This window comes from Bdellovibrio sp. HCB-162, assembly GCF_047344985.1.
Taxonomy (GTDB): Bacteria; Bdellovibrionota; Bdellovibrionia; order Bdellovibrionales; family Bdellovibrionaceae; genus Bdellovibrio.
In genome coordinates this window covers 3,024,225-3,048,554 of the sequence record NZ_CP178861.1, presented here as the reverse complement: position 1 = coordinate 3,048,554, position 24,330 = coordinate 3,024,225, and the positions used below count along the sequence as shown (strand labels likewise).

Below are 24,330 nucleotides of genomic sequence, written 5' to 3'. Positions count from 1 at the left end.
AATAAAAAAGGGAGTGTTGAACACTCCCTTTTATTTTTAGAAATCGATTTTTATTTAAGAACTTGATACTCGCAAAGAGCTTTGCCCTTTTTGCCAAGTCCAATCACAGGACCTTCGAATGTTTTACGAAGAACGTAAGCTGTCTTTTTATCCGCGGAAAGTTTGATTGCCACGCTATCGCTCACGCGCATTGCCGGGATGCCGATCAAGCTTTCACGACCGTTAAACGCAAAAGTCAAAGTGTCATCTTTTAACGTCACAGTGTCTTCACCTTTTGTTGTTGAAAGCGCTTCGCCGTGGGAATATTTGACGTCGCGGCTTTTACCGTTGAGTTCAGCACTGATAATCGGGCCGTATTCAGTTATATCAGAGCGGTAAAGATTGAGAAGACCGTTTTCTTCAACAACATCAAGGCCTTTATAGCAGAATGTTTCACCTTCCACTTGATCTTTAAGCAAGCGATAAGAACCAATAAAATCTTTAGCACCTGCAAAAGCGGAAGACGTGCCGAGCAAAATCATACCTAACAAAATCGTCTTTTTCATAAATACTCCTAATCATTTAAATAAAACAAAAAAAATGCGCAGGTCCGGAGAGAGTGGACCCGCGCAGGAGAAACTTAAGGGTTATCTGTTGTACTCTGGGTTCGTCATAAGAGTGAGCATGTTCAAGAACTCAACGTTCTTCATGATGATACCGTAAGAGATCTCGATCTGAGTTCCATCTACCAACTGACCTGCAGCATCGCCAAGTTGTGCAAGACCTTCCATGCCTTTTGTTTGGCTCATGGCTTTACCGATCTTATCAAGACCTGACTTGATCGCTTTTTGGTCAAGAGCAAACAATGGAAGAGCTTCTGCCAATTGGCCTGCTTGTTCAGCCACTTGTTGAGCGATCTGATCAGCACCTTGTTGTTGAGTCAACAACGCCACTGCTACACCGATCACTTGTTTGTTGAAACCAACCATGCCTTCGACTTGTCCTTCGATAGTCATTTGTGGATTTGCTTTCAACATTTCTTCAGAAACGATTTCACCTTTTTTGTTAAGCTCATTCAATTTCGCAATCAAATCAGCTTTTGCTTTTGCCACGTCTTCTGCTTTCTTACCTTGGCTCAACATATCCTGGAACTGAGCGATCACAACTTTTTCCATCAAAGGAGCGATTTCGCCTTCTTTTTGGATGAAGAAGTTCTTCTCAGCAGCCACTTGCAAGATCAAGTTTGAAGCAATCGCATTATCCAAAGCCCAGTAGCTTAAGCGTGTCTTAGACTTGTCAGAAACACCCAACTGGCTAAGAACAACACGGTCACTTGGAGCTTTACCTACGCTGCTTCCCACTTTGAAGAAGTTCGCGAAGTTGTCTTTGTCTCTCAAAGTTGAAGCTTCAAGATTCAAGATACCATAGATGCCTGCGTAAGCTCTCATCGCTGATGTTACAGTCGCTTTTTCGCCGCGAACTGGAGACAACGTCGCATGTTCATTCGTAAACGTTGGTTGCAATTGATCCAACATCATTCCAGTTAGAGTATTCACGAAGAAGCTTTCCTCTGCGCCCATGCCTAGGATGTACTTCTCGAAATCCAAGAACGAGAACTGGATGCTTTGAGAGTAGTATTTGTAATCAGGGTAGCCCTTCATAGTTAAGAAGTTCATCGCCATGATTTTATCGTACTCTACACCCACAGTGTCGATACGGTCTTCACGGATCGCAAGATCTTGAACCGCGCGTTTTTCAACGATTTCAACGTCTGTGATCACTTTTCCAGTCTCTTCACCTTGCTCGTTTCTTTCTTTGTATTGGTAAGGTACTGCTACGAAACGGTCAGCACTTTCAAACAAAGAGTGAGCATCCGGAGTTTTGATAACTTGGTTGTAGAAGATATACGCTTTCAATGATGCTTGAACGTAGTCGCCGATTTCTTCTTGTGTCCCGTTTCTCAAAACAAGTTTGTAGAACAATTCATCCAAGTATTGGCGCATTTGGAACATTGTTCCGATTGTGCCACCGATCACACGACCTGCCATGCCTACGCCAAAGTTGTTGCGGTCCCAGCTGTGGTAGTTTTGCACGTAGTTTTCTTCGTAATCCAAAGCCAAGTTCTCAACGATTTCTTGAGCTGAAGTACCGTAGTCGAAGCGTTGGCACGTAGGTTCGTAACCAACATGGATGTCCGTGCAGTACTTGTATGGCTTCAAAAGACCATTGATTTGGTACTTGTTAAAGTTATTCCAACCATTCTTCGCAAAGTTTGCTTGGATAGCTTGGATCGTAATGAACTTATCGTTAACCAGGATTTTCGCAGCACCTTGTTTTTCAAGTTTTGCCTTAAATTCTGGAGTCACTTCCAAAAGACCCAAGTGAGAAGCTCTCAATGCGTGGATATCGTAAGTACCGATACCATCCCAGTTGAATTGGCTTGGCTCAAAGTAGTCCATGATAGAAGAGTAGTTACGTTTTGTTTCAGAACCGTCTTCGTTAGAGAAGTTTGCTTTATCGAATGAACCGATGAAGTTATGAGTTAACCCTTGAGAGTGACCCATTTCATGGCCCATATCGAAGAACAATGTCTGACGAAGAGCTTCTTTAAATGTTCTCGCCGTGAAGTTACGAGCCAAGCCATCACGCTCAGTCAACAAACAACCCGGAGAATTTTTAAAGTGTGCATTCAATTGAGTGCGTACTGCACCTTTGCGAGCAGAGGCTTCAAGCTCTGCCTTTTGAGCAGGAGAAAGTTTAGCTCCTCTTGATGCCAACATTTCTTTTGCTACAAGGCCTTCCAATTCAACAGAATCCATTTGACGGTTTTCTGCAAATTTACGAAGAACACGGTCAATCCATGCACTTTCCATTTGTGGAGCGGAGTAGTTGAATTTACCAGCGCCCAAAGATTTCATTTGTGCGACAGCTTTCTTCACATCACCTGAAGTCAGGCTCATGTTTTTAGCGTTGACGAATACTTTCGCATCCGCTTTTTTACCTTGGGCCATTTTCACAAGTTGTTTTGTGAATTGAGCAGCCACTTCAGCTTTTTGTTCAGCAGAAGCACCTGGTTTCGCAGCTTCCGCCGCTTTCTTTTGAGCATCCGCTTCAGCTTGTTGTTGTTTAGACAACTCTTCCAAAGCTTGTTTCTTAAATTCTTTTTTCATATCAGCCCATTTTTGGCTGATCTTAAGGTTGCGTTGAGAACCCGCTACGTACTGTTGCAAGTTACCAGCGTAGATGATCAAAGAATCCGCTACAACGATACCAGAGCGTGGATTGAAACCAACTTGAGAAACCCCAAGAACGCCGTGGTTGCCGTTGAATTTGTTTTCAAAGTGAACGATGTTTTTATCAAGGTCACCGACCTTAGCTTCTACTCCAGCATCGCCAGAGAATTGGATTTCAACGTAACGACCTTTGCGCTCAAGAGCTGTGCCCTTGAAAGCTTGGTGGTAAGCAAAATCCCATGCGTTAACAACGTCCGTAGCCGTGTCTCTGTAAAGTTGACGGATATCCGCTGGCAAGTCTACAGAAGGTTCAAGACCCGTCACAGTATAAACAAGTGTTTTACCGTTACGGAAATCGTGAACAACAGGGAAGTTCATTTCTTGGCCTTCGCGACCGATCAAGCCTGTCTCAGTTGGATTGATTTGACCGATAGTCCATACACCGTAGCCCAATTCGTTTTGAGCACGGAATGGAATTTTCGCAACGAAAGACTTATCAGTTGTGCCGTCATTCAATTTGAATGAAACGCGTTCTTTCAAGCGAGCTGTTACTTGGAAGTTCGCAGTTCCGTTGTAATCGTTAGTTACATTGTACTCAGCAACACAGTGCAAACGAAGACCAGTAGAGTATCCGAAGCTGAAGTTCAAGATACCTTTATCAAGGTGCATATCAACATCAGAAACTTTCACGTCAGCAAAAGAATCGAAGCAAGGCTCATTGATCGAAGCGTACGGTGAGTAAGCTGTCGTCAAAGTGTTTTTAGTCCAGTCAAGCTCGATGAACTCAGCATCTACGCGAGAAGCAGGAACCAAACGAGCCATAGAGTATTCCGCACCTGAAGCGTCTTTTGTATCGTGCTTCAAGTATTTCACTGGGATAGACATCAACTCTTCAACGTCTGCATCGTTAGAACCTGATTTGTAGTTAACAAGCTTGTCAGCTTTACGAACTACGAGGCGAGATTCTTCCAACTCAAACTTAACGATCGTCAAGTTACCCGCCATACCTGGAGGGAAGATTGTCGTTACAGGAGCATCTTCAAGAGTACGTTTGAAGAAGAACTCTTTACCTTTAATATCAGCCACGCGGATTGTTGTGCGTGGGTCCATTTCGTTGTTGTTTTCAACTTTCTTAGGTTGAACGTTTTGTTCGATTTGTACCAAACCTACGTTTTCACCAGCGCGAACTTCTTTGAAAGAGATTTTCGCGTCTTGGTTGCCATCGTAATCCACAACTGGCAATTCAGGACGAACGTATTTTACAGGTACGTCGTAACGAAGGATCAGGATGCAATTCGCCTGTTCAGTCTCTGGAAGAGCTTTTTTGATCTCATCAGAGCATTGACGAACGTTGGATTTATTAGAACCCAATTTCAATTGTTGAACCTGAGAGTCTGTCAATTCAGTTTTACCCAATTGACCGATTTCGAACACATGAAGAGCGTCAACATCAAGAAGAGTCAAGACGCGAGCATCATCTTTTGTGTTCACAGGAATTTGGAATTCATTCTTAAGAACGCCCGCCGTCATGATCTTATTGTTGATACGATCCATAACGAAAGTGCGGTCCATATCACCACGAGATGCAGGGTCAAGACCTACAGGGATACGGTCTGAAGGATTGATCGACATAGTGAAGTGAGTCGCCTCGCTCCAGTCTGTTGTCTTCAAACGCAATGTGGAAGTTTCTTCTTTAAGTTCATTCTTCGTTCTTTGCAAAACACCGTAGCCAGTGACTTTGAATTTGAAAAGAGGAACAAGGATGTTAGAACCTTTTTTAGCTAAAGCCGTCGCTTTTTGAGCGCGAGTTTCTTTCAACTTCGCCATCAAAGTTTTAACTTCAGCATTGTTCTTTGTTTTTTGAAGTTGTTTTTGCAAAAGAACTTCATCTTTCACTTGAGCGAGTTGTTTCTCAAGGATCGACAATTCAGAAGCGTCGCTGACGACTTTATATGCCGTTACGAATTGCTTATCAACAGAGAGAGCAATCGGGTAGGAGTGACCCGCTTGTCCTGTCATTTCTAAGCCTTTGAACATGTATTTCAAACGGTTTGGAACTTCGACGTCCGTCACCGCGACAACACCTTTTTCGGCTGTGGCTTTTGAAGACTCACCTAAGCTTAAGTTTGAAAGACGTTCGTCAGTTGAAACTTTCATCTGACTGTCTTTTTGCAATGAATCTACTTCCGAAATTGAAAAGTTAGATTCTTGCGCATCTTCCGGCAGTGAGGCATCTCGCGTCTTTGTACAACCCGTAACAAAGAGGGCTAAGGCAACTAACGCTGTAAGAGCCTTTGCGAATTGCGACTTGTGAGTCATAGTTCTCTCCATTCCTAATTTGTCACTACCCATAACTCACATCGAATATATGAGCTTACGGGCAGAGACTCTCTCCTTAGGAGATACAAATGCACTGACAGTGCCACGGCAAAATGTCCCTGCGATGAATTTATTGCAATACACGATTTCTAGCCGTCAAAAGTTTAAACGGAGGACAATTAGGGGAAGTTTCAGAATGAGACATCGCACGTCCCTGATTTCATGCATGGGACCACTTCCGAATTTGGCGAAGCAGGGGGGCCTGGTTCTATTCTTAGAGAACCCAAAAGGAGGGATCATGAAAGAGTTCGTTATATTTTGTTGTCTTCTGTTTGCCGGTCTCAATGCCCAGGCTTTTAAAATCTACGGAAATGCTGTTCAAATCGGAAATGGTGCCGGAAGAACGTTTGTCGATATTGATGGGAATGGAAAACTCATTTCACTGGGGGTAGCACTCTCGAATAAAGCTCTTGAGGGGCTTCCGCCACATATGCCGATGTCGAACTTTACTTTGAGTTTACCATCCCTTGTAAATGTTCCTCCTTATAATCACATCGTCATAAACTGGAATCCGCATGGACACGAGCCTGATCCTATCTATGGGCTGCCACACTTTGATGTGCATTTCTATTTCATTTCTCGCGAGGTTCAAGAGGCGATCACATGTGCCGGAGCGGATCACGCGGTTTGTATGGCGGCTCTGGATCCAAAAGAAATTCCACCTTTTTACGCTCCCACTCCAGATGGAGTTCCAATGATGGGATGGCACTGGATAGATCCTCGTTCTCCTGAATTTCATGGAAAGACTTTTACGGCGACCTATATCTATGGCGCTTATAATGGCAATATCAGTTTTCTGGAGCCCATGGTTACACGAGACTTTTTGTTAAGCAAAAAGCCCTTCCAGAAAAATGTTCCAGTGCCGGAAGTCGTTGCGAACAAGGGATATTATCCTCAAACATATTCCATTGAACATGACTCAAGCAAAAAAGCTTACTTTATTACTTTGAAAAATTTCGTGAAAAAAAATTAGAAAGCGAAAACTTTTCCGCAAGAAGGGGCGGCGATTCGTTGCACGAGTTGCTGCCCGCGCGCGATCAATAAAGAATTTGTCGATTGCTTTTCCCAGACTGAGCGAGCCGCTTCTGAAAAAGACATAGAATCATTTTGAGATTTTTGAAAAGCTAAATCAATCATAGCCAACCATAGAAGAGCTTTATTGCGCTCCATTTTCCATTGAGCTTCGCTCACCGGGAAATGCAGTTCCAGCGAGCGGGAAGCGTCGAATCTATTCTGATAGTTGTAAACGCCCAGCGAGTTCACCGCAATCAATGGGGGCTTTGCAAACGCCACCTGGTCATCAATAAGAATCGTCCGTTGTGGACTCCAGTCAGGAATGCCTTGGTCGAGAACTTTTTTATAGCGCGTTGAAAATGGCAGTGTCTCATCTTGGGAAACGACAGTGAGATTTTCCTTGGAAAGCAGGCGGTGTGAGATTTCTAAAAGAGAACGGCCGTCAGAAAGAAAAACATTCTTTAGAAGGGCTTCGTTGCGCGATCTTTCACCACCGCTAAAAAAACTGATACGCACTTCGGGATGTTTTACCAACAATGTTTCAATCACGTCGGCCAAGTGATCTGTCGGACGATAGAGTTTTCCATTCGCAGTTAAATTTTGATTGTTTTTTTGATTCGGGTCGTTGGCTTCGACAGAATAAAAAGTCGTCCAATCAATATCAAAGACAATGTCGATAGGGGCCGGGGAGCTGGCGTGGGCTACCGGCTGGAAGCAAAGTAAGATTAAAAGTGCCACCAGCCACGCTTGCATATTTTCCTCTAGAAAATAACTGTCATTGAAGCGTAAACCAAAGAGTTGTTCTCGTCGATGAATTGCACGTTAGAGTCTGAACCATTTGGTTTGAGAGTTGAACCGCTGTTTGTGTGACCGACAGCAAAAGCCCATGTCGGGTTGAATTGGTATCCCAATTCTTGAGACATCTCGAAAGAATCTCTCATCACATTCTGGTAAGACCATGTGTTTCTGTGAAGGAAATCGGCCGACAAAGAAACTCCGGATTCCCAGCTATAACTTAAAGAAAGAGATTGGTTTGAGGAATATTGTGTATTCACACGTCCATCAAGAGCCGTTTCGTATTGGTGAATATTGCGAGCTGCACTGATCGAACCAGAAACATCAAATCCCGTAATGAGACGGTCAGGATTTACGATCACATTGAGAGCTGTGGAAACAGATGTCGTCAGGTTTTGACGAACGTGAGAGTCTTTCGAAGTCGGAACAACGGCACCTATGCGGTAACCAAGCAAGAATGTCGAACCCATTTCAAATGGAGATCTGATAACGCTGACCGAAGTATCAGAAAAGTCATCGCTCTCTGGATATTTGAGATCTTGAGAATAGCCGCCTTGAATACGAACCGTGTAGTTATCGCTGGCTTTTAAGTTGAAACGAAGCGCATAGTCCATTCCGTCTTTGCGGCTGCCATCTTTAAAATCATAAAGGCTTGCTGAGCGGCCGACGTTAATATAACCACTCCACAAACGGCCTTCTTTTTTAGGCTGTTGAACCACGAGCGAGGAGGTCACAGAGGCGTTATTATTCGCAAAAGCAGGGCCTGCCAATAAAACGGTAGCTAAAATTCCAAGAAGGGGACGAATAGCAAAAGACATAGGATCTCCTCAAGGAGGTTCAAATTGCAGGGACGGTGCCACGATAAGCAGGGCCAGAATGCATCCAGAGACTTCGGGCCTGTCAAAGGATTAGTCAGAGGACAATCGACGCCAATCTTCACGAAGGTCGCGTGTGATGAAGGGCCTGTTCTGCCGATAAAAACGAAGCATGACCGTTCGTTCGTCTTTGATGATTTTATTTATAATTTTCTGTTCTTTACCTCTGCAGGCAGCGTCTGCGGATCTTGAACTTTTATACACAAAACAAATTGCCTGGACCGCAGCGAATTTGGAAGATCCCAAGGTGGTGAGCTCCTTCCAAAAATCTTTTCAAGGTCTTCTTGCTGATAAAGAGAAAATCAAGCAGTTGCAAACTCCTGAAGGGAAAAAGCTTCTTCAGCAGGGAGGAAATCTATTAAGTGTCGTGGCTCTGAAAGAACGGCTTAACAAGTGCCTGCTTTCGCATGCCGCTGCCAAGGGAGTTTCCGAGGCTTTGGCCAAAGCTCTTAATACCCAGATTCTAAATACGGGTGTCTGTGCGGAAGGCATGGAGGCGGAAAAGAAACTGCAAAGTTTTAACAAAGAACTTGAAACCTCCATGCAGGAAGAAGCAAAAAAGAAAATTCTCGCTAATGCGTTTAAGCAGCTTAATTCAACCCAAAACTATTGGAAAGAAGTCGCAAAAAAAGATTCTCTGGATCTTGCTGTTGAGCTGACAGATCGAGAACGTGAACTTGCGACAAAGCCTCCACAATCGGGGGCGGACCTCCTGCTTTATACAAAAGCTCTTCGCGACAGAAAAAACAAAGACGTCATTGTTCAGGCTGATGTCAAAAAAGCTTTCGGTGAAGTGCAAACAGAACTTAAAAATCACGAAACTTATTTGCAGGAAGTTTCAAGCAAGAAAGCCGACGAAGCTTTGCAAAATCTTTTGGTCACCAATCCCGCGGCAACGGCACAATTCCTGATGGAAAATCCGGGCGCGCTCGATATGGTCTGCAAACTCCTGCAAGATTACGACAAGAAAGCCCAGAACAGAGAAACCTTGGATAAGGCGATCTTCTGGGGAGGACTTGTCGTCGGAGGAGTTCTTCTTGCTACGGGCATTGGTGCCGGAGTCGGTGCCGCCGTTCTTTCAGGTACCGCCGCCGCGGGTACTTTGACGACAGTGGCAGCGGGCGCCGCTCTTGCAGGAACCATTGCCGGTGGTGGAGAAGCTATTTACTCTTCAACGAAAGCTCATGAATCATTCATAGAGGCACAAAACTTAAGAGCGTCCGCTTTTGCGGAGGGTTCCTCAAAAGAAGCTTTCTTAAAAGCAGATGAAGCAAAGAAGCAGGCGTACTCGGAACTTGCGGATGCAGGCTTTTCAGCCGCTTCCATCATTCCTTTTGGTGCGGGTCTTAAAGTTATGAAAAATGCGGCGCAGGCATCACGTCTTGGCTCCTACGCCAAGGTCGCCAAAGAAGGTGCGAAAGTAGAAGCTGAAAGTGTCAGATCTTTGGCGACTTCTTTAAAAGAAATTTCGTCAGACAAGAGTGTTCTTAAAGTTTTGGAGAACAGTCAAAAAAATGTCGACTCTGAAGAAATGGGAATGTTCTTGGGATATCTTTCGCATCTTCCACAAAACGAGCGCAAAGAAGTTTTAGAACTTATCAAAAAGAAACCTGAAAAAGTTCCTGACGCCATTCGCGAATCTTCAAAATCAGGAGTGTGCAAATGAAGTGGTTGATTCTTCTTCTCACATTGCTAAGTTTAAAAGCTTTTGCGCAAACGGCAGACGAAGTTCGTCGTATTATGAATCCGCAAAGCAGTTTGTACGAAGTTTTGAATGTAAGTCAGAATGCTACCGATGATGAAATCCGCGCGGCTTACCGTCGTCTGATGAAGTCTTATCATCCGGACCGTTACTTAAATGAACCACAGAAATTGAAAGTGGCCACTGAAGTGATGAAGAAGATCAATATCACTCGTGACACGCTGATGGACCCGATAGCACGACGAAGATATGATGCCACCGTAAAGACCGCACCAAAAGCAACGTCAACCAGAGCATCAACCACATCGACGACAAGCACTGCTAAAAAGTGGTCACCTCCGGATTTTGGAACAAGTGAAAAACCAACAACGCAGGAACCGCCAAAAACAGCTGAAAAGCCCAAGGAAGCACCGAAAGAACCTCGCGAAGCTCCTCGGGAAACGACCAGCGCTGCGAGGGAACCCAAAGTAGATCCTGCGCCACAGAAACCTCAAGTCTCCGAACCTCCGCCAAGAACTGAGGCCAAGGCGCCTGTGCAAAAGGAGCCTATGGACTATCGCGCAAAACAAGCGGCGAAGTTTTACGAAGAGACCGCACGTTGTGGTGACGGTGCTTTCTTCAAACGTTTTGTGGATGTCATGTTGTAATCCCCGCGTAAGGAAGCGACGAGCATTGACATGGCTTCCTGCCTTCGCGAGGATTGATCTGTGCAAAAAACAACTCGTGATTATATTATGATTTTTTCTGACGGCGCATGCTCGGGAAATCCCGGGCCAGGCGGCTGGGGAAGCATTGTCCTTTTTCCAACCAATCAGGTACAAGAACTCGGTGACGGTGAGCGTTCCACCACAAACAATCGAATGGAAATGACGGCGGCATTAGAAGCTCTGAAGTTTGTGCGCAATCAACCGGGGCAAATTCATTTCTATACGGATTCGACGTATCTTATTCGCGGAATCACGCAATGGATTTGGGGTTGGAAAAAAAGAAACTGGCAAACGGCCGAAGGCCAAGAAGTTTCCAATCGCGATTTGTGGGAAGAGATTTCTCAGCTTGTGCAAGAGCGTGGCGCCCGCAATAAAATTGAGTGGAAGTATTCTCGCGGCCACATCGGCATTCCTGGCAATGAACGTTGTGACCGTATTGCTGTCGCGTTTTCCAAAGATGATTACGTCAATTTGTACTCTGGATCTTTAGATAATTATTCTGTGAATTTATTGGAAGTCCCTGCAGACACGTCTCTTCCGGAGATGCGTCAACCCGGGGAAAAGAAAGAGGCCTTTAGTTATTTAAGCAACTTGGGCGGATTGGTTTATCGACACAAGGATTGGCCGTCTTGTCAAAAACGTGTGAGTGGCCAATCCGGTGCTAAGTTCAAAAAAGCAATGTCGGCCTCCGATGAAATTGAAATCCTCAAGTCCTGGGGACTCAGTCCTCAAACTGTAATTAAGGAAGGATGAGCACGCCATGGAGATTGTAAATCGTCATGTCTTAGTAACGGGCGCCAGTCGTGGAATCGGTAAAGCTTTCGCAAAAATGTGCGCGGAAGACAAAGCTCATTTGCATTTGGTTTTAAGAAAATCCGATGGCGACATTATCAAAGAAATGGAAAACGCCGGTGCGAAATCAGTCACGGTATGGGATGCCGATCTTTCAACACGTGGTGGGGTTGAGGACTTAGTTCAACGTCTGAAAGACACGCCTGTAGATATTTTGTTTAATAACGCCGGCATGCTCACGGGCGGTTTGATTGAAGATCAGCCCATGGATGATATTTATAAAATGTTGCAAGTAAATGTGAATGCGCTCATTCACCTTACCCACGGCGTTTTGCCAGGAATGTTGCAACGAAAGCGTGGGAAAATTATTAATAATTCCAGCGTTTCCGCTTTCATGCATTTTCCTTGCGCTTCCACATACGCCGCATCCAAAGCCGCCGTCGCTGCTTTCACAGACTGCATTCGCATGGAGTTGAAAGACACGGGTGTGACGACGCTTCTTCTTGTAACTCCCGGAATTAAGACGCGTATGTTTGATGAAATTGAAACTCTTTATTCTAAAAATTTCCAGATTCCGAACGAAGCTATTTCACCTGCAAAATATGCGCAGATGATTCGCGATGCGATTCTTCATGATTTAGCTGACATGGAGCCATCGGGGCTAACGGGTGTCGGCTTAAAAATCGCTAAATTTGCGAAGCCTCTTTTTGAGATTGAAGTCGCTCGCCGCTTTAAAAGATCCTAGGGCGAACATGTAAAATGTGAATCTTACTTTCCGGTAAGAGTGCTTTATTCTACTAAGCAATATTCCGAGAAAGAGGGCAAGGATCAACGATGTTATTCTTTCGCTCTCTTATCTTATTTTTATTTCTCGGTGTACTTGCTCAGCAGGTACCGGCCCAGCTGCAAGAAAAAGGAACGAAGAACACTTGCGAAAGACGTTTTTTAGTAGGGCTGAATAATTTTGAGCCCTTTGCCTATAGAGAGAACGGCCGCCTTCAGGGGTTGGCTCACGACCTTATCGTGATCATTAAAGATAAAATGGGTTGTCAGTTTATCGAGTCGGAACTGCCAAGACCTTCTGCGGTTGATCAAATCAATCACGGCCGCGTCGACGTTCTGGCCTTGATGGTGAAATCGTCTGAATATGAAACGGGTGGAGATTTTATCCCATTTTATAACAGTCAGCGCGAATTGACCGTAGCAAAGAAAGTTTTCGCTCGTGGGAAAAAAATCGAAGACTATTTGAACGATGAAAAAATCAAATTTGCCTATATGATCGGCAATAGGTCCGTGATTTCAGAAAGTGAAGAGACTCGTCTTTTGAAAGCCTCCCGTTTGGTGGGTGTTCCGACTCCGGATATTGCTTTTCGACTTTTAAAAGAAGGACGGGTGCAGGCCGTACTGTTTTCAGCGTTAGTGACTTCTTATCATACAAAGAAACAGAAGATGGAAGATCAGGTTGAAAAAGTCGTGGATCTTTCCAAAAAGGTCCAAGTTGGACTTTATCTTTCTAAGCGCCGTGTAAGTGCCGCTGAGAAACAGTCTTTTGAAAAGGCTTTGGCTGAAATGAAAAAAGACGGAAGTTTCCTTCGCGTCTTTTCAAAATACATGAGCGAAGAAGAAGCTCTTCACCGCTTACAAAATTAAGGTTTAAATTCAAGAACTCCGGAGCCCACGGCGCCCGTGATTGTCATCTTCAAAGGTTTGCCTTCGATAGAGCGCATAGGCACCGGGAAGATCACGGAATAAGGCGTGTAGAAGCGGTTGTGATAAGGATAAAGCCCTTCGATCTCCGCCAACTGTAATTTGATTTTCTTCGCCTTTCCTTCGTAGCGTTTGCCATCAACATCCAAGAAAATCTTCCACATCGTATTGGCTTTGAAAAGATCGTCGTTTTTTCTTTCAGGAGTGTAGAAGCTCAAGAAAACTTCTGTTTCTTTGCTCAGGCGATTTTCGTAGTTTGTTTTTTCTTCAGCGAATCTTTTTTCGTCCCATTGGTAAAGCATGGCGCCCTGTTGCAGTTGAGCCGCTGCCACTTCTGAGTTGATGACTGTCGCTTCCATATCTAACGTATTGTAAAAACCAGAATAGCGGCGCACTTTATCTGAATGCTTTTCGATGATGCTCATGTAGTCGCCTGTCGTCGGCATTGTGTGGCCGGCAGGAGTCACCTCATAAGAAGCGCAAGCTGTAAGAACTAAGAAAAGACCTAAAAGATATTTCATTATTTAGACTCCAAAAAACCATCAAGGAACTTTTTGATATCAGCAAAAACGGTGTTGCGGATGATGTCGTTGATCAACTCATGTTTTGCATTCGGATAGATGTAAATCTCTTTTTGCGCACTTCCTAATTTATCATAGAAAGTTTTAGCTTCTGAAGAACTCACGACCTCATCGTTTTCTGCAATAATAAACAGCGCCGGTTTTGTGATATGATTAGCGCGAGGGCGAACAAAATCAAATGAATCCAAAAAGCCCAAGAAAGCTCCTGGCGACACACGCGTGTGGCGAAGAGCATCTTGTTCAAATTCACGAATCACATCCGGATCGCGAGTGAGCATTTCGTTTTTAAGCTCGTTCCCCATCGTGATTTGCGGAAGAATTTTATTGAAAATAGTTGCCGCTTTGGATTTGTACAAAGGAACTGGAACTGAAAGTCCCAAAAGCGGGGAGCTGACAATCAAGCCTGTGTAGTTGATATCTGAATTACGCAATAAAGTTTTTAACTCAACCAAGGCACCCATCGAGTGACAGAATAAGATCACAGGTCCTTTCCGAACCTTTTCTTCTTTCATCACCATGTCTAGGAAGATTTTGTAATCGCGGCAGTAGTCATCAAATTCTGCTACATAACCACGACGTCCTTCAGAGCGACCGTGACCGCGCAAATCCCACGCGTAAAAACTCCACTTGTCGTTTTCAAATGCTTTCACCAAGCGGCTGTAGGATTCAGAATGTTCACCGTGACCGTGAGTGATGATGATCGTTCCCTGCGCTTCGGGATTTTCCCAAAGTTGAAAGAACAAATTGATGTCTTGATAACCTTTAAAGAAACCTTCTGATCTTTTGTACATACTGAGTTTAGCTTGCCGTGAGTGCTCTCACGGCGCAAGTCAAATCAGGCCCCGGACCACGATTGTATCGTGAGGTTGCTGGCTCTTTTCCGGATAGTCGATGTTATAGTGAATGCCTCGCGATTCATGGCGGCGCAAGGCGCACTCAACGGACAAATCGGCCACAATGGCAATGTTACGCAACTCCAAAATGTCCGAATGGATTTTCATGTTGGAGTAATATTCTTTTGTTTCAGAAAGAATATTCTTAAGACGGTGCTGTGCTCGTTCCAGACGTTTGTTAGAGCGAAGAATGCCCATGTAGTTCCACATCAGGCGGCGAATCTCGTCCCACATGTGATTGATAACGATCATCTCGTCATCGTTGGATTCTTGCGGGTGAGTCCAGGGCTTCGGTTCTTTTTTGAAAAACTCGTAACTAGCCCAATGAGTTTTGATTTCTTCAGAGCAATTGTGTGCCATCGTCAGGCATTCCAAAAGTGAGTTGGAGGCCAAACGATTTGCGCCGTGAAGACCCGTGCATGCCGTTTCGCCAATCGCCCACAAGCCTGGAACATCGGTGCGTCCATTCAAATCGGTCATCACTCCGCCGCACAGGTAGTGAGCTGCGGGAACCACCGGAATAGGTTGCGCACTCATGTCGATGCCGTACTCAAGACATTTATTAAAGATAGTCGGAAAACGATTTTTTAAAAACTCGCGATCAAGTTTCGTCATGTCCAGGTAGACACATTCCGCTCCGGTTTTTTTCATCTCGTTATCGATCGAACGAGCGACGACATCGCGAGGAGCTAGCGAGCCGAGTTTGTGATACTTCGACATGAAAGCATTGCCTTTGCTGTCGATAAGAACGCCGCCCTCACCGCGCAAAGCTTCTGAAATTAAAAAATTGCGGGACTCACGGTGGAAAAGGCAAGTGGGATGGAACTGCATGAACTCCAGGTTCGCAATGCGTGCACCCACTCGGTAGGCCATCGCGATTCCATCACCGGTCGCGCCACTCCAATTGGAAGTGTAAAGATAAACTTTGCCAGCACCACCGGTCGCAAGAATGGTGTTCTTTGCTAAAAATGTATGCACCTCGTTATCATTTTTATTGAGGGCATAACAACCGATACATTGAACAGGATCCATGTCCTCAGCGTCGACTTCTTTGTTTACAATCAAGTCGATCGCGTAGAAACGCTCCATCAAAACAATGTTTGGATTTTCGCGAACGCGAGCCAAAAGAGTGCGATGAATTTCCAAACCCGTTTGGTCTTCGAAGTGAAGAATGCGACGGAAGCTGTGTCCGCCTTCGCGCGTCAAATCAATTTCGTTAGTTTCCTCAGATCCGCGTTTGCGAACATCAAAATGAACGCCCCAGTTTATCAAATCTTGAATGCGATCAGGGGCTTGCTCGACATAGTTCCTGACGACAGTTTCTTTGCAGAGGCCTGCTCCAGCTACCAAAGTATCCTGAATGTGAGACTCAAAACTGTCTTCCTCCGACATCACCGCCGAGATCCCGCCTTGGGCCATCGCGGAGTTCGTCCCTCCTGCAGTTTCTTTCGCAAGAACAATCACTTTTCCTTGCGAGGAAAGTTTGAGGGCCAAAGCCAACCCGGCAGTGCCGGAACCAACAATCAAAACATCGGAACGATGAGTACTCATAGTGAGGATCTTCTACTCCTTTTAATGGCATTTGCAAAGGACTCTTACTTGCATCTTATCACTTTCTAAAACTACAATAATATCAATGGGGTTCGGCGGATGCCGGCAGAGCCGGAGCGCAGGGCGCGGAGGCTGAAGCAGTTCACGGAGGGACTTGTTTAATGAAAGTAAAACTCATCGCCGTTTTAGTTGCCGTTGCAGCCGTATTTATTGGCGCAGTTTTATGGCGCACAGACAGCTTTGTGTATGGCGACCGAATGAGTTGGGTGGAGGCGCAAACGCGCACTCAGCTTGGTGCCATGAACCGCTCTTTAGCAACGGAACTTAAATCTTTGCAAAGAGTTGTTTCTACTTTCAGCGCGGATAATTTCCAAAAAGGAAAATTGAATTGGAATTCATTGGCGCCTTACTATGCGGCGGCGTCTTTTTCCGTGAGTGGTTCAAATCTTGAACCGCAAGTTTTATTAACTAAAGAAAATTCTAAAGCAGCCAATTGGACAAAAGAGTTCGTGAAATCCGCAGTGGGTTCCATCGCGGGGCGCACTTCTGATTTGCGTTTTTATGTAAAACCTTTTCAAGATTCTCAACACGGTCGCTATGTGGCTTTGGTTTTCTTAGAGGGAAACAAAGCTTACGCGCTCATCGGTTCGGGTGAAGTATTTCAATCATTGATTGATGCGCAAAGAGGCGCGTTGAGTTCTTTTTCGATCGTGACATCAACAGGTCTGACGGTCGGCCACTCCGTGCCTGAATACTTGGGGACGGTGATGCGTGATGATCCTGTTTTCAAAGATGCCCAGCAAAGTGGTTCTTCGCACGGAAGCAACACTTACAAACTGAAAAGCGGCGATCTTTACGGAATGTATGAAATGGTTCCGCAAAGTAATTTGTTAGTCCTAAGCTCGGCACCTTTGAGTGAAACCATGAAAGGCCGCACAGGTCTTTGGTGGCAATTTTTGTTGATGGGTTGTGGGTTGGCTCTTGTCGGAATCGCAGGCTCTTTGCTCATCATCGTTCCTACCGAAAAACAAATCGATAAACTTGAAACAGAACTTGCAGAAGCCAAGGCAAAACCAGCGGCTCCAGCCGTTTCAGAAAAAGTGATCGCTCTGGATCCTGAAGTGGCGCAAAAAGAAAAAGTCGAAGCTTCGATGCGCGTGGCTTCAGCTCTTGCCCATGAAATGCGCGGACCTTTGGCTTCAATTCTTGGTTATTCGCAAATGATTCTTGCCAAAGAACCAGGTGAAGACGTCACGCAAAGCACGGATTCTATCATTCGCGAAACCAGAGCTGCCCGCGGAATTCTAGATAAACTTTTGGGCTACGCCGGCGAAGAAGTGAAAGAAAAGAATTCCATGAAAGTGGAAGGTCCTTTGGTAAAAGCGCTGAAAGGTCTGGAGCCACTCTTCGCTCAAAAAGGCGTGAAGCTTACGAAAAACATTCAAGACACTTCAGCGATTGATCTTCACGTCGATGCAATAATTCGTGCCATGACAAACATTCTGCAAAATTCTGTGGAAGCCATGGAGCGCATGGCGAAAAAAGAAGTGAAAGTGGATTTGTTTGAAGATGCTGAAGGCATTCACATGGTGATTGAAGATTCCGGTGAGGGCATTGAAGCCGCGAACGTAGAAAAAATCTTTGATCCTTTCTTTACGACTCGTTCTTTCCATAATCACATGGGCTTAGGTCTTTCCGTGGCGTTTGGAATTTTAAAAGAACACAATGCCGAAGTTCGTGTGGAATCACAGCGCGGTCAAGGAACGAAGATGATTGTGCTCTTTAGAAAACTGCAAACACAAGCTGTGTTGAAAGCGCCTGAAGTAAAGGAAGAAGTAGTCATGATTTCTCCAGAGTTGCCTCAGTTGAAAGAAGAATCTGTTCATCGCGAAGAGGCGGAATTCCAGTTTGCCGAAGTGCGCGCACAAACACCGCCTCCATCGCCATTGGATGTGAACATCGACAATCTTTTAGAACTTCCGGAAGCAACGCCCGTTCACGATGCGGTTGAAACTTCAGAGCCTGAAACGGAAATGCCGACCGTAGTGGCTTCAACTCCTGTTGTGGAAGCTCCCGCGGAACCTGTGAAACCAAATATTCCACCACCACCGAATGCGCCACCGTCACTGGCGCAGGCGCCTACAGCTCCGGCAAAAAAATCAGAGCCTGTAAGCCTGTTTAACGATGATGAATTGACGTTCATTGATGGTTTCTTAGGAGAAACTCCGAAAGCCAAAGCCGCTCCGGCTGTTCAAGTTGTAGAAACCCCTGTTGTTGAGGAAGTGACAGTTGCGCCAGTGGTTGCTGCGGCCGCAAATTTAGGAACTCCTACAGGTGAAGAACTTGCGACGATGGACGACGAATTAACTCCGGTCAATTTCGTTGCTCCACCCAAAGGACCCGCAAAACAAAAAACTTCGAAGCTAGATGGTTATCACGTTGAGATTCGTCGACCTGGAAAGAGGATTTAATTGAACATTCGCGATTATAGTTCTCAGTTTACAGTTTATGTATTCACCACAGACGTGGATCTGGGGGCCTCTGCGAAAGTATACCTTTCGCAAGCCGGCTATGATGCTTATTACTTTCAAGATCCCGAAACTTTAGATCAAAGACTGCGTGAGAATCCTCCGCATCTTTTGGTATTCTCAACGGCGGCGTTGGCCGGATCGTTAAGTGACTTTGTAACTCTGGTTCGAGAAATCAATGATGAGATTCGCTTCATCGCGATTTCTTCTGTGGGTCAGTTTGATATTTTAGCTCAATACAACAGCCACGGTTTTGTGGATGTGATTTCTGACGAAAAAGCGGCCCTAGAGTCGCGCATTGTTTGGTCCGTCGATCGTGCCTGCGAAAAAATTTATCTGACTTATCAAAATGAGCAGCTTTTTGAGGATCTCAATTCCACAAAAGAAAAAATGGAAGAGATTCATTCAGCTGCTGTGACAAGCATGAAGAAAGTGGAAGCGGAAAAAGTCGTGACTCCATCCATCGCGATGCGAATCACGGAGTATCGTACCGCTCAAAGCAAAGAAGACCTGATTCAAAAATATTTGAATCATCTTCAAGCAGGCACACTTTGCGTATATTTTAAATTCCTTCCTTCGGTGCGCTCCTTTGTGGCGACCCATGCGCAAGGAATTCCAGCATCTGATATTCAAGGTGTCGGTGTTCAGCTTGAGTCGAACGACATGAAAGATCTCAGCGCGCAAATGGCGATGGGTCTTTTGCCGGTGCGTTTCTCAGATATGCTTATTGAGGCTTTCAAATTCAATCCTCCGAAAGCTTTGCCCTTGTATGCGCATAATGCTTTGGAAGGTCTCTTTGTTTACTCGGGCAGTTTAACCTCGGGTGAGATTGCCACTCTCAATGAAGAATTCACTTTGATGTCCCTTTGTTACGTGAATTTTGCTTTGGAGAAAAAAGTAGACTCGTTGGAAGTGCAAGACTTCGTCACTGAGCTTTTCAATCGCAATTACTATCACAAAGTCTTGGGTGATGAAGTGTCGCGCGCACGTCGCTTGAAGCAACCGATCTCGGTTGTGAAAGTGGCCCTGGACGATATTTATGAGATTGAGTCGTCTTTAGGCGAAGCGGTGAAAGATGAGTTGCTAAAATCAGTCGCAACGATCATCACTAAGACTAGCAGAACCAACGATGTGACTTGCAGAACGGCGGCCAATGAAATGGCGATGATCTTGCCTCACTGTCCGAAAAAAGGCGCTGCCTTACGTGCAGAACGCCTGCGCCGAATTATCGAAGGCACGTCGTTTATGGATAATGGAATGAAGGTTTCTGTCAGTCTGGGAATCAGTGAATATCCGTCTCTTTGCGACTCAGCGAAGACGTTGGATGAGTCGGCGACCAAAGCGTTGTTGCACATCACTGATAAAGGTGGAAATAAAATCTGTCTCTATAAGGCACCTGAAACTCACCGACCTGAGTTTGAAGTTCCTGCGGAGTAGACAGCAGAACGGGAAATTAGATTTTAATGGAAATGTACCGTCGCACTTTTGCGGAAATTAATTTAGATCATTTAGCACACAATATTCGTGTGCTGCAGGAAGCATTTCCGAATAGATTCCTTTGTCCTATGGTGAAGGCCAATGCCTACGGGCATGGTGACGCGCAATTGGCACTTTTTCTGGAAAAAAAAGGAATCAAACACCTGGGCGTGTGTTTGATCGAAGAAGGTCTTTTGCTTCGTGATTCCGGAGTGAAGGCCGAGATCTTAATCTTCCGCGGCTTTGATCGCGAAGGTGCAGAAAAAATTATTCAATACGGTATGACGCCGGTGGTGAGCACTTGGGAACATATCGAGCACCTTGAAGCTGTTGCAGCTTCACCTGTGGGTATTCATTTAAAATTTGATACGGGCATGAATCGTTTGGGGTTCCGTCCAGAAGAAGCGCAAAAACTTTTTGAGCGTTTGTGGCAAAATAAAAAAATACGTTTGAAAGCTCTTGTGACTCATTTGTTTAATGGTGAAGACGCCGTTTCTGAAAACGGGCACAGTGCTGAACAACTTCATAAGCTTCATCACGTGAGCGAAGTTTTTAAACCGTTCAATATCTTCAGTCATTCCCTCAACAGCGCCGGAATTCTGAGTTTGCTTGCTTTACAAAAAAAAGGACTTCCGCAGAACCATCCTTTGGTATTGCAAGAGTGGGGAATGCGACCGGGCCTGATGATTTATGGCTATAATCCATTAGCGGACAAAAACATCTGTGATTTAAAACCTGTGATGAGTTTGAAATCGCAAGTGGGAACATACCGTCAAATCAAAGCCGGAGAAACTGTTTCCTACAGTGGAACATGGAAAGCGCAAAGAGACTCTGTGATTGCCGTTGTACCTATTGGTTATGCAGATGGATATCATCGAATTCTTTCTAATCAAGGACATGTGCTCTTTGCAGGGCAACGCGTACCAGTGGTTGGAAATATTTGTATGGACTATCTGATGTTGGATGTGACAGATGTGGTGCAGGGAAAAGATCTCAAAGATTTTAAAGACCAGGAAGTCACACTATTTGGTTTTGGGTCCGATGGAAATTTTCTTTCACCTGAAGAGCTCGCTCAACAGGCAAAAACCATCACTTGGGAAATGCTCACAAGTGTCGGTGAAAGAGTGCCGCGTATTTATACCGGGGAGAAGGCGTAGTGGAAACTGCATCACACAATATATTCAGCTTTATTTCGGGAGTCGGCGCCTTTGCCTTGAAAATGACCCGCGGTGTGATCACTGAAACTGGGCGCGTGGTTTTATTTTTTAACGAAAGTGTGCGTTTGATTTTCGCAAAGCCTTCACGCTTTCCTGAAATCATTCGTCATATGGAATTCGTCGGCAATCAATCCATCGGTATTATTTGTCTGACAGGAATTTTCACTGGGTTGGCTCTATCGTTCCAACTTTATTTGGGCTTTAAACTTTTCAATGCTGTGAACATGGTGGGCCCTACAGTGGCTCTGGGTATCACACGTGAATTGGGCCCGGTTTTGACAGGTCTTATTGTTGCTGCACGCGCAGGTGGAGCAATGGCGGCACGTTTGGGAACCATGCGCGTAAATGAACAAATCGATGCGCTTGACGTGATGGGTGTGAATACAAAACAGTATTTGATCTCTCCACGTATTGTGGCCGCTGTGATTTGCATGCCTTTGCTGGTCGCCGTTTTTGATTTCGTCGCGATGCTGGGAAGTTACTTCCTTTGCGTGAAACTCGTGCAGTTGGATGAAGCCGTATTCTGGCAAAAGATCGCGGATTTTATCGAGGTCAAACACATCAACGAAGGTCTTTTCAAAGGCATGGTCTTTGGAATTTACTTCGCGGTGATTTGCACTTTCCGTGGTTTTAATACGACGGGCGGAGCAAAAGGTGTGGGTGATGCCACAAACCAAGGCGTCGTGCAAAGCATGGTCGGCATCATTATTCTTGATTACTTCGTAACCAACTTGATTCGTTTCTACTACAACGTGATGGGAATTTCGTGATGAGTGTTGAATCCGCAGTCTCACTTCGTGACGTGAAAAAATCTTTCGATGGGGGAAAAGAGTTCATCCTTAAGGGGATCAACTTGGAAATTCCCAAAGGAAGTTTGACGGCGATCATTGGTTTTTCCGGGACGGGAAAAAGCGTGATGCTGAAACACTTGCTCGGTCTTTTCAAGCCGACTTCAGGCACGGTGGAAGTTTTAGGAACGGACATCAGTAAATTGTCTGAAGACGAACTGACCAAATTTCGCTGCAACTTCGGAGTGCTTTTTCAATCGGCAGCGTTGTTTGACGATATGACGGTTCTAGAAAATGTTTGTTTTCCTCTTTTTGAACATCGTCGTGATTTGAAAGAGGCACAGGTCCTTCGTATAGCGGAAGAAAAACTTCTGCAAGTCGGTTTGGAGGCCAAACATTTTAACAAACTACCAAGCCAGATTTCCGGGGGAATGCAGAAGAGAACCGGTCTAGCTCGAGCTCTCGCCCTAGATCCAGAAATCTTGATCTATGATGAGCCGACCACGGGTTTAGATCCCATTCTGACGGAAATGGTGGATAATTTGATTCTGAGTACGCATAAATTAAGAGAAGGCACGACGTCTATCATGGTGTCCCATGACTTAGCCGCCGCGTTTAGGATTGCCGACCATATTGCGATGTTGGATAGTGGCCGGGTTCTATTATTTGGTACTCCAGAGGATTTCTTTAACACGGACATCGAGCTGGTAAAGAAATTCGTGAATAAAGGGATGAAACATCAATGAATTGGCTTCGCGCTGCAGAGTTTAAAGTAGGTGTCTTAGTGATCGTGGTGGGATCTTTGATCGCTATCATGTCCATGCGAGTGAGCGATGATCCATCCTATCTTGGTCGTTCAAAAAAAGCCTGGTTTCTTCTTCCCAATGCCGGTGGTCTTGTTAAAAACTCCGCAGTTCGTTCCGCAGGTATCCCAGTCGGTGTGATTAAAAACATCACACTTCAAGATGGCAAAGCCCGTATTGATATCACTGTTAAATCCGATGTGGCTCTAACTACATCAGCGTCGGTGGAAGTGAAAGCACAGGGGATCTTGGGTGACAAGCACGTCGAAGTTTATCCGGGCTCACCAACAGATCCTCCTTTAGAAGACAACGCGCAGATCTTAACTGTGAAAGACGGCGGGTCTCTGGATAACTTGATGACTCAAGTTTCCGAAGTGACGACATCACTGAAAGAAGTTGCCAAAAATCTTCAAGAGGCGACTTCCGAAGATGGAACCCGTAAACATATCTTAGGTCGTATCGTTAAGAATATCGAAACACTCACGGGCGATCTGGCCCAGATGACAACCGAGAACAAAGATAAAATCGGTGACATCGTTGACGACGTTCACAGCATCACGACATCTCTTAAAGAAGTTATGAATGATAAGAGCGAAACAGGTTTGAAAGAAACTTGGAAGCGCTTGTCGAATTCAGTTAAAAACCTGGACGAGATCACCTCTAAAATCAATAAAGGTGAAGGCGCTATCGGTAAGCTTGTCAGCGATGAGCAAACGGCCGAAAACGTGTCTTCAGCCATTGACGGCCTTAGCGGAATGCTTGATACCGCGACAAGAATCCAAACCGCATTTGATTTCAGAGCGGAATACTTAGGTGATGTTGGTAAAACGAAATCTTATATCGGAGTGCAAATCCAACCGGGTCTAGATCGTTATTACTATATCGCTGTGGTGGATGATCCGGCCGGTGTGGTTGAAACGACTCGCACACAGGTGACAGGAACGGGCGGCGGTGCTCCTTCTGATTATACGGAAGTTAAAACTTATCAGAACAAAATCAAATTCACAGTGCTCTTTGCGAAGAACTTCTGGGATCTGACACTGAAGGGTGGTTTGATCGAGAATTCCGGTGGATTTGGTATTGATTACTTCTTCTTCCGTCGCAAATTGAAATTCACGATGGAAGCTTTCGACTTTAGTAAAACAAATGTCCGAAGCTCTCTTTCTTATACTTTGTATCGCGGTATTTACATTACCGGCGGTATTAATGATGCCTTCGATAAAGCGAATGCAAGATCCGGTTATTTGGGCGCGGGACTTTTCCTTACGAACGACGATCTTAAACTTCTCTTAACGAAGGCACCATTCTAA

19 protein-coding genes are annotated in these 24,330 nt (G+C 45.1%); 12 read left to right on the top strand and 7 right to left on the bottom strand.

What is annotated here, in order from left to right; all coding sequences use genetic code 11:
- Window positions 1-50: 50 nt before the first annotated feature.
- Together ACLSSO_RS14750 and ACLSSO_RS14745 are read right to left on the bottom strand one after the other, a co-directional pair.
- Complete coding sequence (locus ACLSSO_RS14750) at window positions 51-545, bottom strand: hypothetical protein (RefSeq protein WP_295899459.1); 495 nt, start codon at window positions 543-545, stop codon at window positions 51-53.
- Window positions 546-626: 81 nt separating this feature from the next.
- The gene (locus tag ACLSSO_RS14745) at window positions 627-5,531 is read right to left on the bottom strand and encodes a zinc-dependent metalloprotease (protein ID WP_295899456.1); all 4,905 of its coding nucleotides are present in this window, start codon (window positions 5,529-5,531) and stop codon (window positions 627-629) included.
- 298 nt (window positions 5,532-5,829) lie between these two features.
- Here ACLSSO_RS14745 and ACLSSO_RS14740 point away from each other — a divergent pair, with 298 nt between their 5' ends.
- Window positions 5,830-6,564 (top strand): DUF5602 domain-containing protein, encoded by a 735-nt coding sequence (locus ACLSSO_RS14740; protein WP_413943261.1) that lies wholly within the window; start codon window positions 5,830-5,832, stop codon window positions 6,562-6,564.
- On the opposite strand, the gene ACLSSO_RS14735 is transcribed toward ACLSSO_RS14740, so the two are convergent.
- Both ACLSSO_RS14735 and ACLSSO_RS14730 read right to left on the bottom strand, forming a co-directional pair.
- The gene (locus ACLSSO_RS14735; protein ID WP_413943260.1) at window positions 6,561-7,358 is read right to left on the bottom strand and encodes a hypothetical protein; all 798 of its coding nucleotides are present in this window, start codon (window positions 7,356-7,358) and stop codon (window positions 6,561-6,563) included. The genes ACLSSO_RS14740 and ACLSSO_RS14735 overlap by 4 nt on opposite strands.
- Window positions 7,359-7,366: 8 nt before the next feature.
- The gene (locus ACLSSO_RS14730; protein ID WP_295899448.1) at window positions 7,367-8,218 is read right to left on the bottom strand and encodes a hypothetical protein; all 852 of its coding nucleotides are present in this window, start codon (window positions 8,216-8,218) and stop codon (window positions 7,367-7,369) included.
- Between the two features lie 169 nt (window positions 8,219-8,387).
- Between ACLSSO_RS14730 and ACLSSO_RS14725 the strand changes: the two genes are divergently transcribed.
- From ACLSSO_RS14725 to ACLSSO_RS14705, 5 genes are all read left to right on the top strand, one after another.
- On the top strand, window positions 8,388-9,941 hold the full coding sequence (locus tag ACLSSO_RS14725) for a tolA protein (protein ID WP_413943259.1): 1,554 nt from the start codon (window positions 8,388-8,390) through the stop codon (window positions 9,939-9,941).
- Complete coding sequence (locus ACLSSO_RS14720) at window positions 9,938-10,624, top strand: DnaJ domain-containing protein (protein ID WP_413943258.1); 687 nt, start codon at window positions 9,938-9,940, stop codon at window positions 10,622-10,624. Before ACLSSO_RS14725 ends, ACLSSO_RS14720 begins: the two co-directional genes overlap by 4 nt.
- Before the next feature lie 60 nt (window positions 10,625-10,684).
- On the top strand, window positions 10,685-11,437 hold the full coding sequence (gene rnhA / locus ACLSSO_RS14715) for a ribonuclease HI (protein WP_413943257.1): 753 nt from the start codon (window positions 10,685-10,687) through the stop codon (window positions 11,435-11,437).
- A gap of 7 nt (window positions 11,438-11,444) precedes the next feature.
- Window positions 11,445-12,221, top strand: a complete 777-nt coding sequence (locus tag ACLSSO_RS14710) for an SDR family NAD(P)-dependent oxidoreductase (RefSeq protein ID WP_295899436.1) — start codon at window positions 11,445-11,447, stop codon at window positions 12,219-12,221.
- An 89-nt stretch (window positions 12,222-12,310) separates the two neighbouring features.
- A complete protein-coding gene (locus tag ACLSSO_RS14705) occupies window positions 12,311-13,126 on the top strand; it encodes a substrate-binding periplasmic protein (RefSeq protein ID WP_295899433.1) in 816 nt (271 codons plus the stop codon).
- On the opposite strand, the gene ACLSSO_RS14700 is transcribed toward ACLSSO_RS14705, so the two are convergent.
- Genes ACLSSO_RS14700 through nadB form a run of 3 tightly spaced genes read right to left on the bottom strand, consistent with a single transcriptional unit; the run spans window position 13,123 to window position 16,208 of the window.
- A complete protein-coding gene (locus tag ACLSSO_RS14700; RefSeq protein WP_295899430.1) occupies window positions 13,123-13,704 on the bottom strand; it encodes a hypothetical protein in 582 nt (193 codons plus the stop codon). The two genes, ACLSSO_RS14705 and ACLSSO_RS14700, sit on opposite strands and share 4 nt — an antisense overlap.
- Window positions 13,704-14,555, bottom strand: coding sequence for an alpha/beta hydrolase (locus ACLSSO_RS14695; RefSeq protein ID WP_295899427.1), 852 nt, complete (start codon window positions 14,553-14,555; stop codon window positions 13,704-13,706). The genes ACLSSO_RS14700 and ACLSSO_RS14695 overlap by 1 nt, the downstream gene beginning before the upstream one ends.
- A 39-nt stretch (window positions 14,556-14,594) precedes the next feature.
- On the bottom strand, window positions 14,595-16,208 hold the full coding sequence (nadB, locus tag ACLSSO_RS14690) for an L-aspartate oxidase (RefSeq protein WP_295899424.1): 1,614 nt from the start codon (window positions 16,206-16,208) through the stop codon (window positions 14,595-14,597).
- 161 nt (window positions 16,209-16,369) lie between these two features.
- On the opposite strand from nadB, the gene ACLSSO_RS14685 reads away from it, so the two are divergent.
- Genes ACLSSO_RS14685 through ACLSSO_RS14660 form a run of 6 tightly spaced genes read left to right on the top strand, consistent with a single transcriptional unit; the run spans window position 16,370 to window position 24,330 of the window.
- Window positions 16,370-18,679, top strand: a complete 2,310-nt coding sequence (locus ACLSSO_RS14685; RefSeq protein ID WP_413943256.1) for a sensor histidine kinase — start codon at window positions 16,370-16,372, stop codon at window positions 18,677-18,679.
- Window positions 18,680-20,173 carry a GGDEF domain-containing protein gene (locus tag ACLSSO_RS14680; protein WP_413943255.1) on the top strand — a complete coding sequence of 498 codons (1,494 nt, stop codon included), beginning with the start codon at window positions 18,680-18,682 and terminating at the stop codon, window positions 20,171-20,173.
- A 26-nt stretch (window positions 20,174-20,199) separates the two neighbouring features.
- Window positions 20,200-21,369, top strand: coding sequence for an alanine racemase (alr, locus tag ACLSSO_RS14675; RefSeq protein ID WP_413943254.1), 1,170 nt, complete (start codon window positions 20,200-20,202; stop codon window positions 21,367-21,369).
- The gene (locus ACLSSO_RS14670) at window positions 21,369-22,199 is read left to right on the top strand and encodes an MlaE family ABC transporter permease (RefSeq protein WP_295906137.1); all 831 of its coding nucleotides are present in this window, start codon (window positions 21,369-21,371) and stop codon (window positions 22,197-22,199) included. The genes alr and ACLSSO_RS14670 overlap by 1 nt, the downstream gene beginning before the upstream one ends.
- Window positions 22,199-22,963: an ABC transporter ATP-binding protein gene (locus tag ACLSSO_RS14665; RefSeq protein ID WP_295906139.1), complete on the top strand. Its 765-nt coding sequence runs from the start codon at window positions 22,199-22,201 to the stop codon at window positions 22,961-22,963. Before ACLSSO_RS14670 ends, ACLSSO_RS14665 begins: the two co-directional genes overlap by 1 nt.
- On the top strand, window positions 22,960-24,330 hold the full coding sequence (locus ACLSSO_RS14660) for an MlaD family protein (protein ID WP_295906141.1): 1,371 nt from the start codon (window positions 22,960-22,962) through the stop codon (window positions 24,328-24,330). Before ACLSSO_RS14665 ends, ACLSSO_RS14660 begins: the two co-directional genes overlap by 4 nt.

Coding starts and splice junctions, on each gene's coding strand:
- ACLSSO_RS14695 (WP_295899427.1), bottom strand. CDS start 14,555: ATGTACAAAAGATCAGAAGGTTTCTTTAAAGGTTATCAAGACATCAAT.
- ACLSSO_RS14710 (WP_295899436.1), top strand. CDS start 11,445: ATGGAGATTGTAAATCGTCATGTCTTAGTAACGGGCGCCAGTCGTGGA.
- ACLSSO_RS14730 (WP_295899448.1), bottom strand. CDS start 8,218: ATGTCTTTTGCTATTCGTCCCCTTCTTGGAATTTTAGCTACCGTTTTA.
- ACLSSO_RS14665 (WP_295906139.1), top strand. CDS start 22,199: ATGAGTGTTGAATCCGCAGTCTCACTTCGTGACGTGAAAAAATCTTTC.
- ACLSSO_RS14745 (WP_295899456.1), bottom strand. CDS start 5,531: ATGACTCACAAGTCGCAATTCGCAAAGGCTCTTACAGCGTTAGTTGCC.
- ACLSSO_RS14740 (WP_413943261.1), top strand. CDS start 5,830: ATGAAAGAGTTCGTTATATTTTGTTGTCTTCTGTTTGCCGGTCTCAAT.
- ACLSSO_RS14750 (WP_295899459.1), bottom strand. CDS start 545: ATGAAAAAGACGATTTTGTTAGGTATGATTTTGCTCGGCACGTCTTCC.
- ACLSSO_RS14720 (WP_413943258.1), top strand. CDS start 9,938: ATGAAGTGGTTGATTCTTCTTCTCACATTGCTAAGTTTAAAAGCTTTT.
- nadB (WP_295899424.1), bottom strand. CDS start 16,208: ATGAGTACTCATCGTTCCGATGTTTTGATTGTTGGTTCCGGCACTGCC.
- ACLSSO_RS14660 (WP_295906141.1), top strand. CDS start 22,960: ATGAATTGGCTTCGCGCTGCAGAGTTTAAAGTAGGTGTCTTAGTGATC.
- alr (WP_413943254.1), top strand. CDS start 20,200: ATGGAAATGTACCGTCGCACTTTTGCGGAAATTAATTTAGATCATTTA.
- ACLSSO_RS14725 (WP_413943259.1), top strand. CDS start 8,388: ATGACCGTTCGTTCGTCTTTGATGATTTTATTTATAATTTTCTGTTCT.
- ACLSSO_RS14735 (WP_413943260.1), bottom strand. CDS start 7,358: ATGCAAGCGTGGCTGGTGGCACTTTTAATCTTACTTTGCTTCCAGCCG.
- ACLSSO_RS14685 (WP_413943256.1), top strand. CDS start 16,370: ATGAAAGTAAAACTCATCGCCGTTTTAGTTGCCGTTGCAGCCGTATTT.
- ACLSSO_RS14705 (WP_295899433.1), top strand. CDS start 12,311: ATGTTATTCTTTCGCTCTCTTATCTTATTTTTATTTCTCGGTGTACTT.
- ACLSSO_RS14700 (WP_295899430.1), bottom strand. CDS start 13,704: ATGAAATATCTTTTAGGTCTTTTCTTAGTTCTTACAGCTTGCGCTTCT.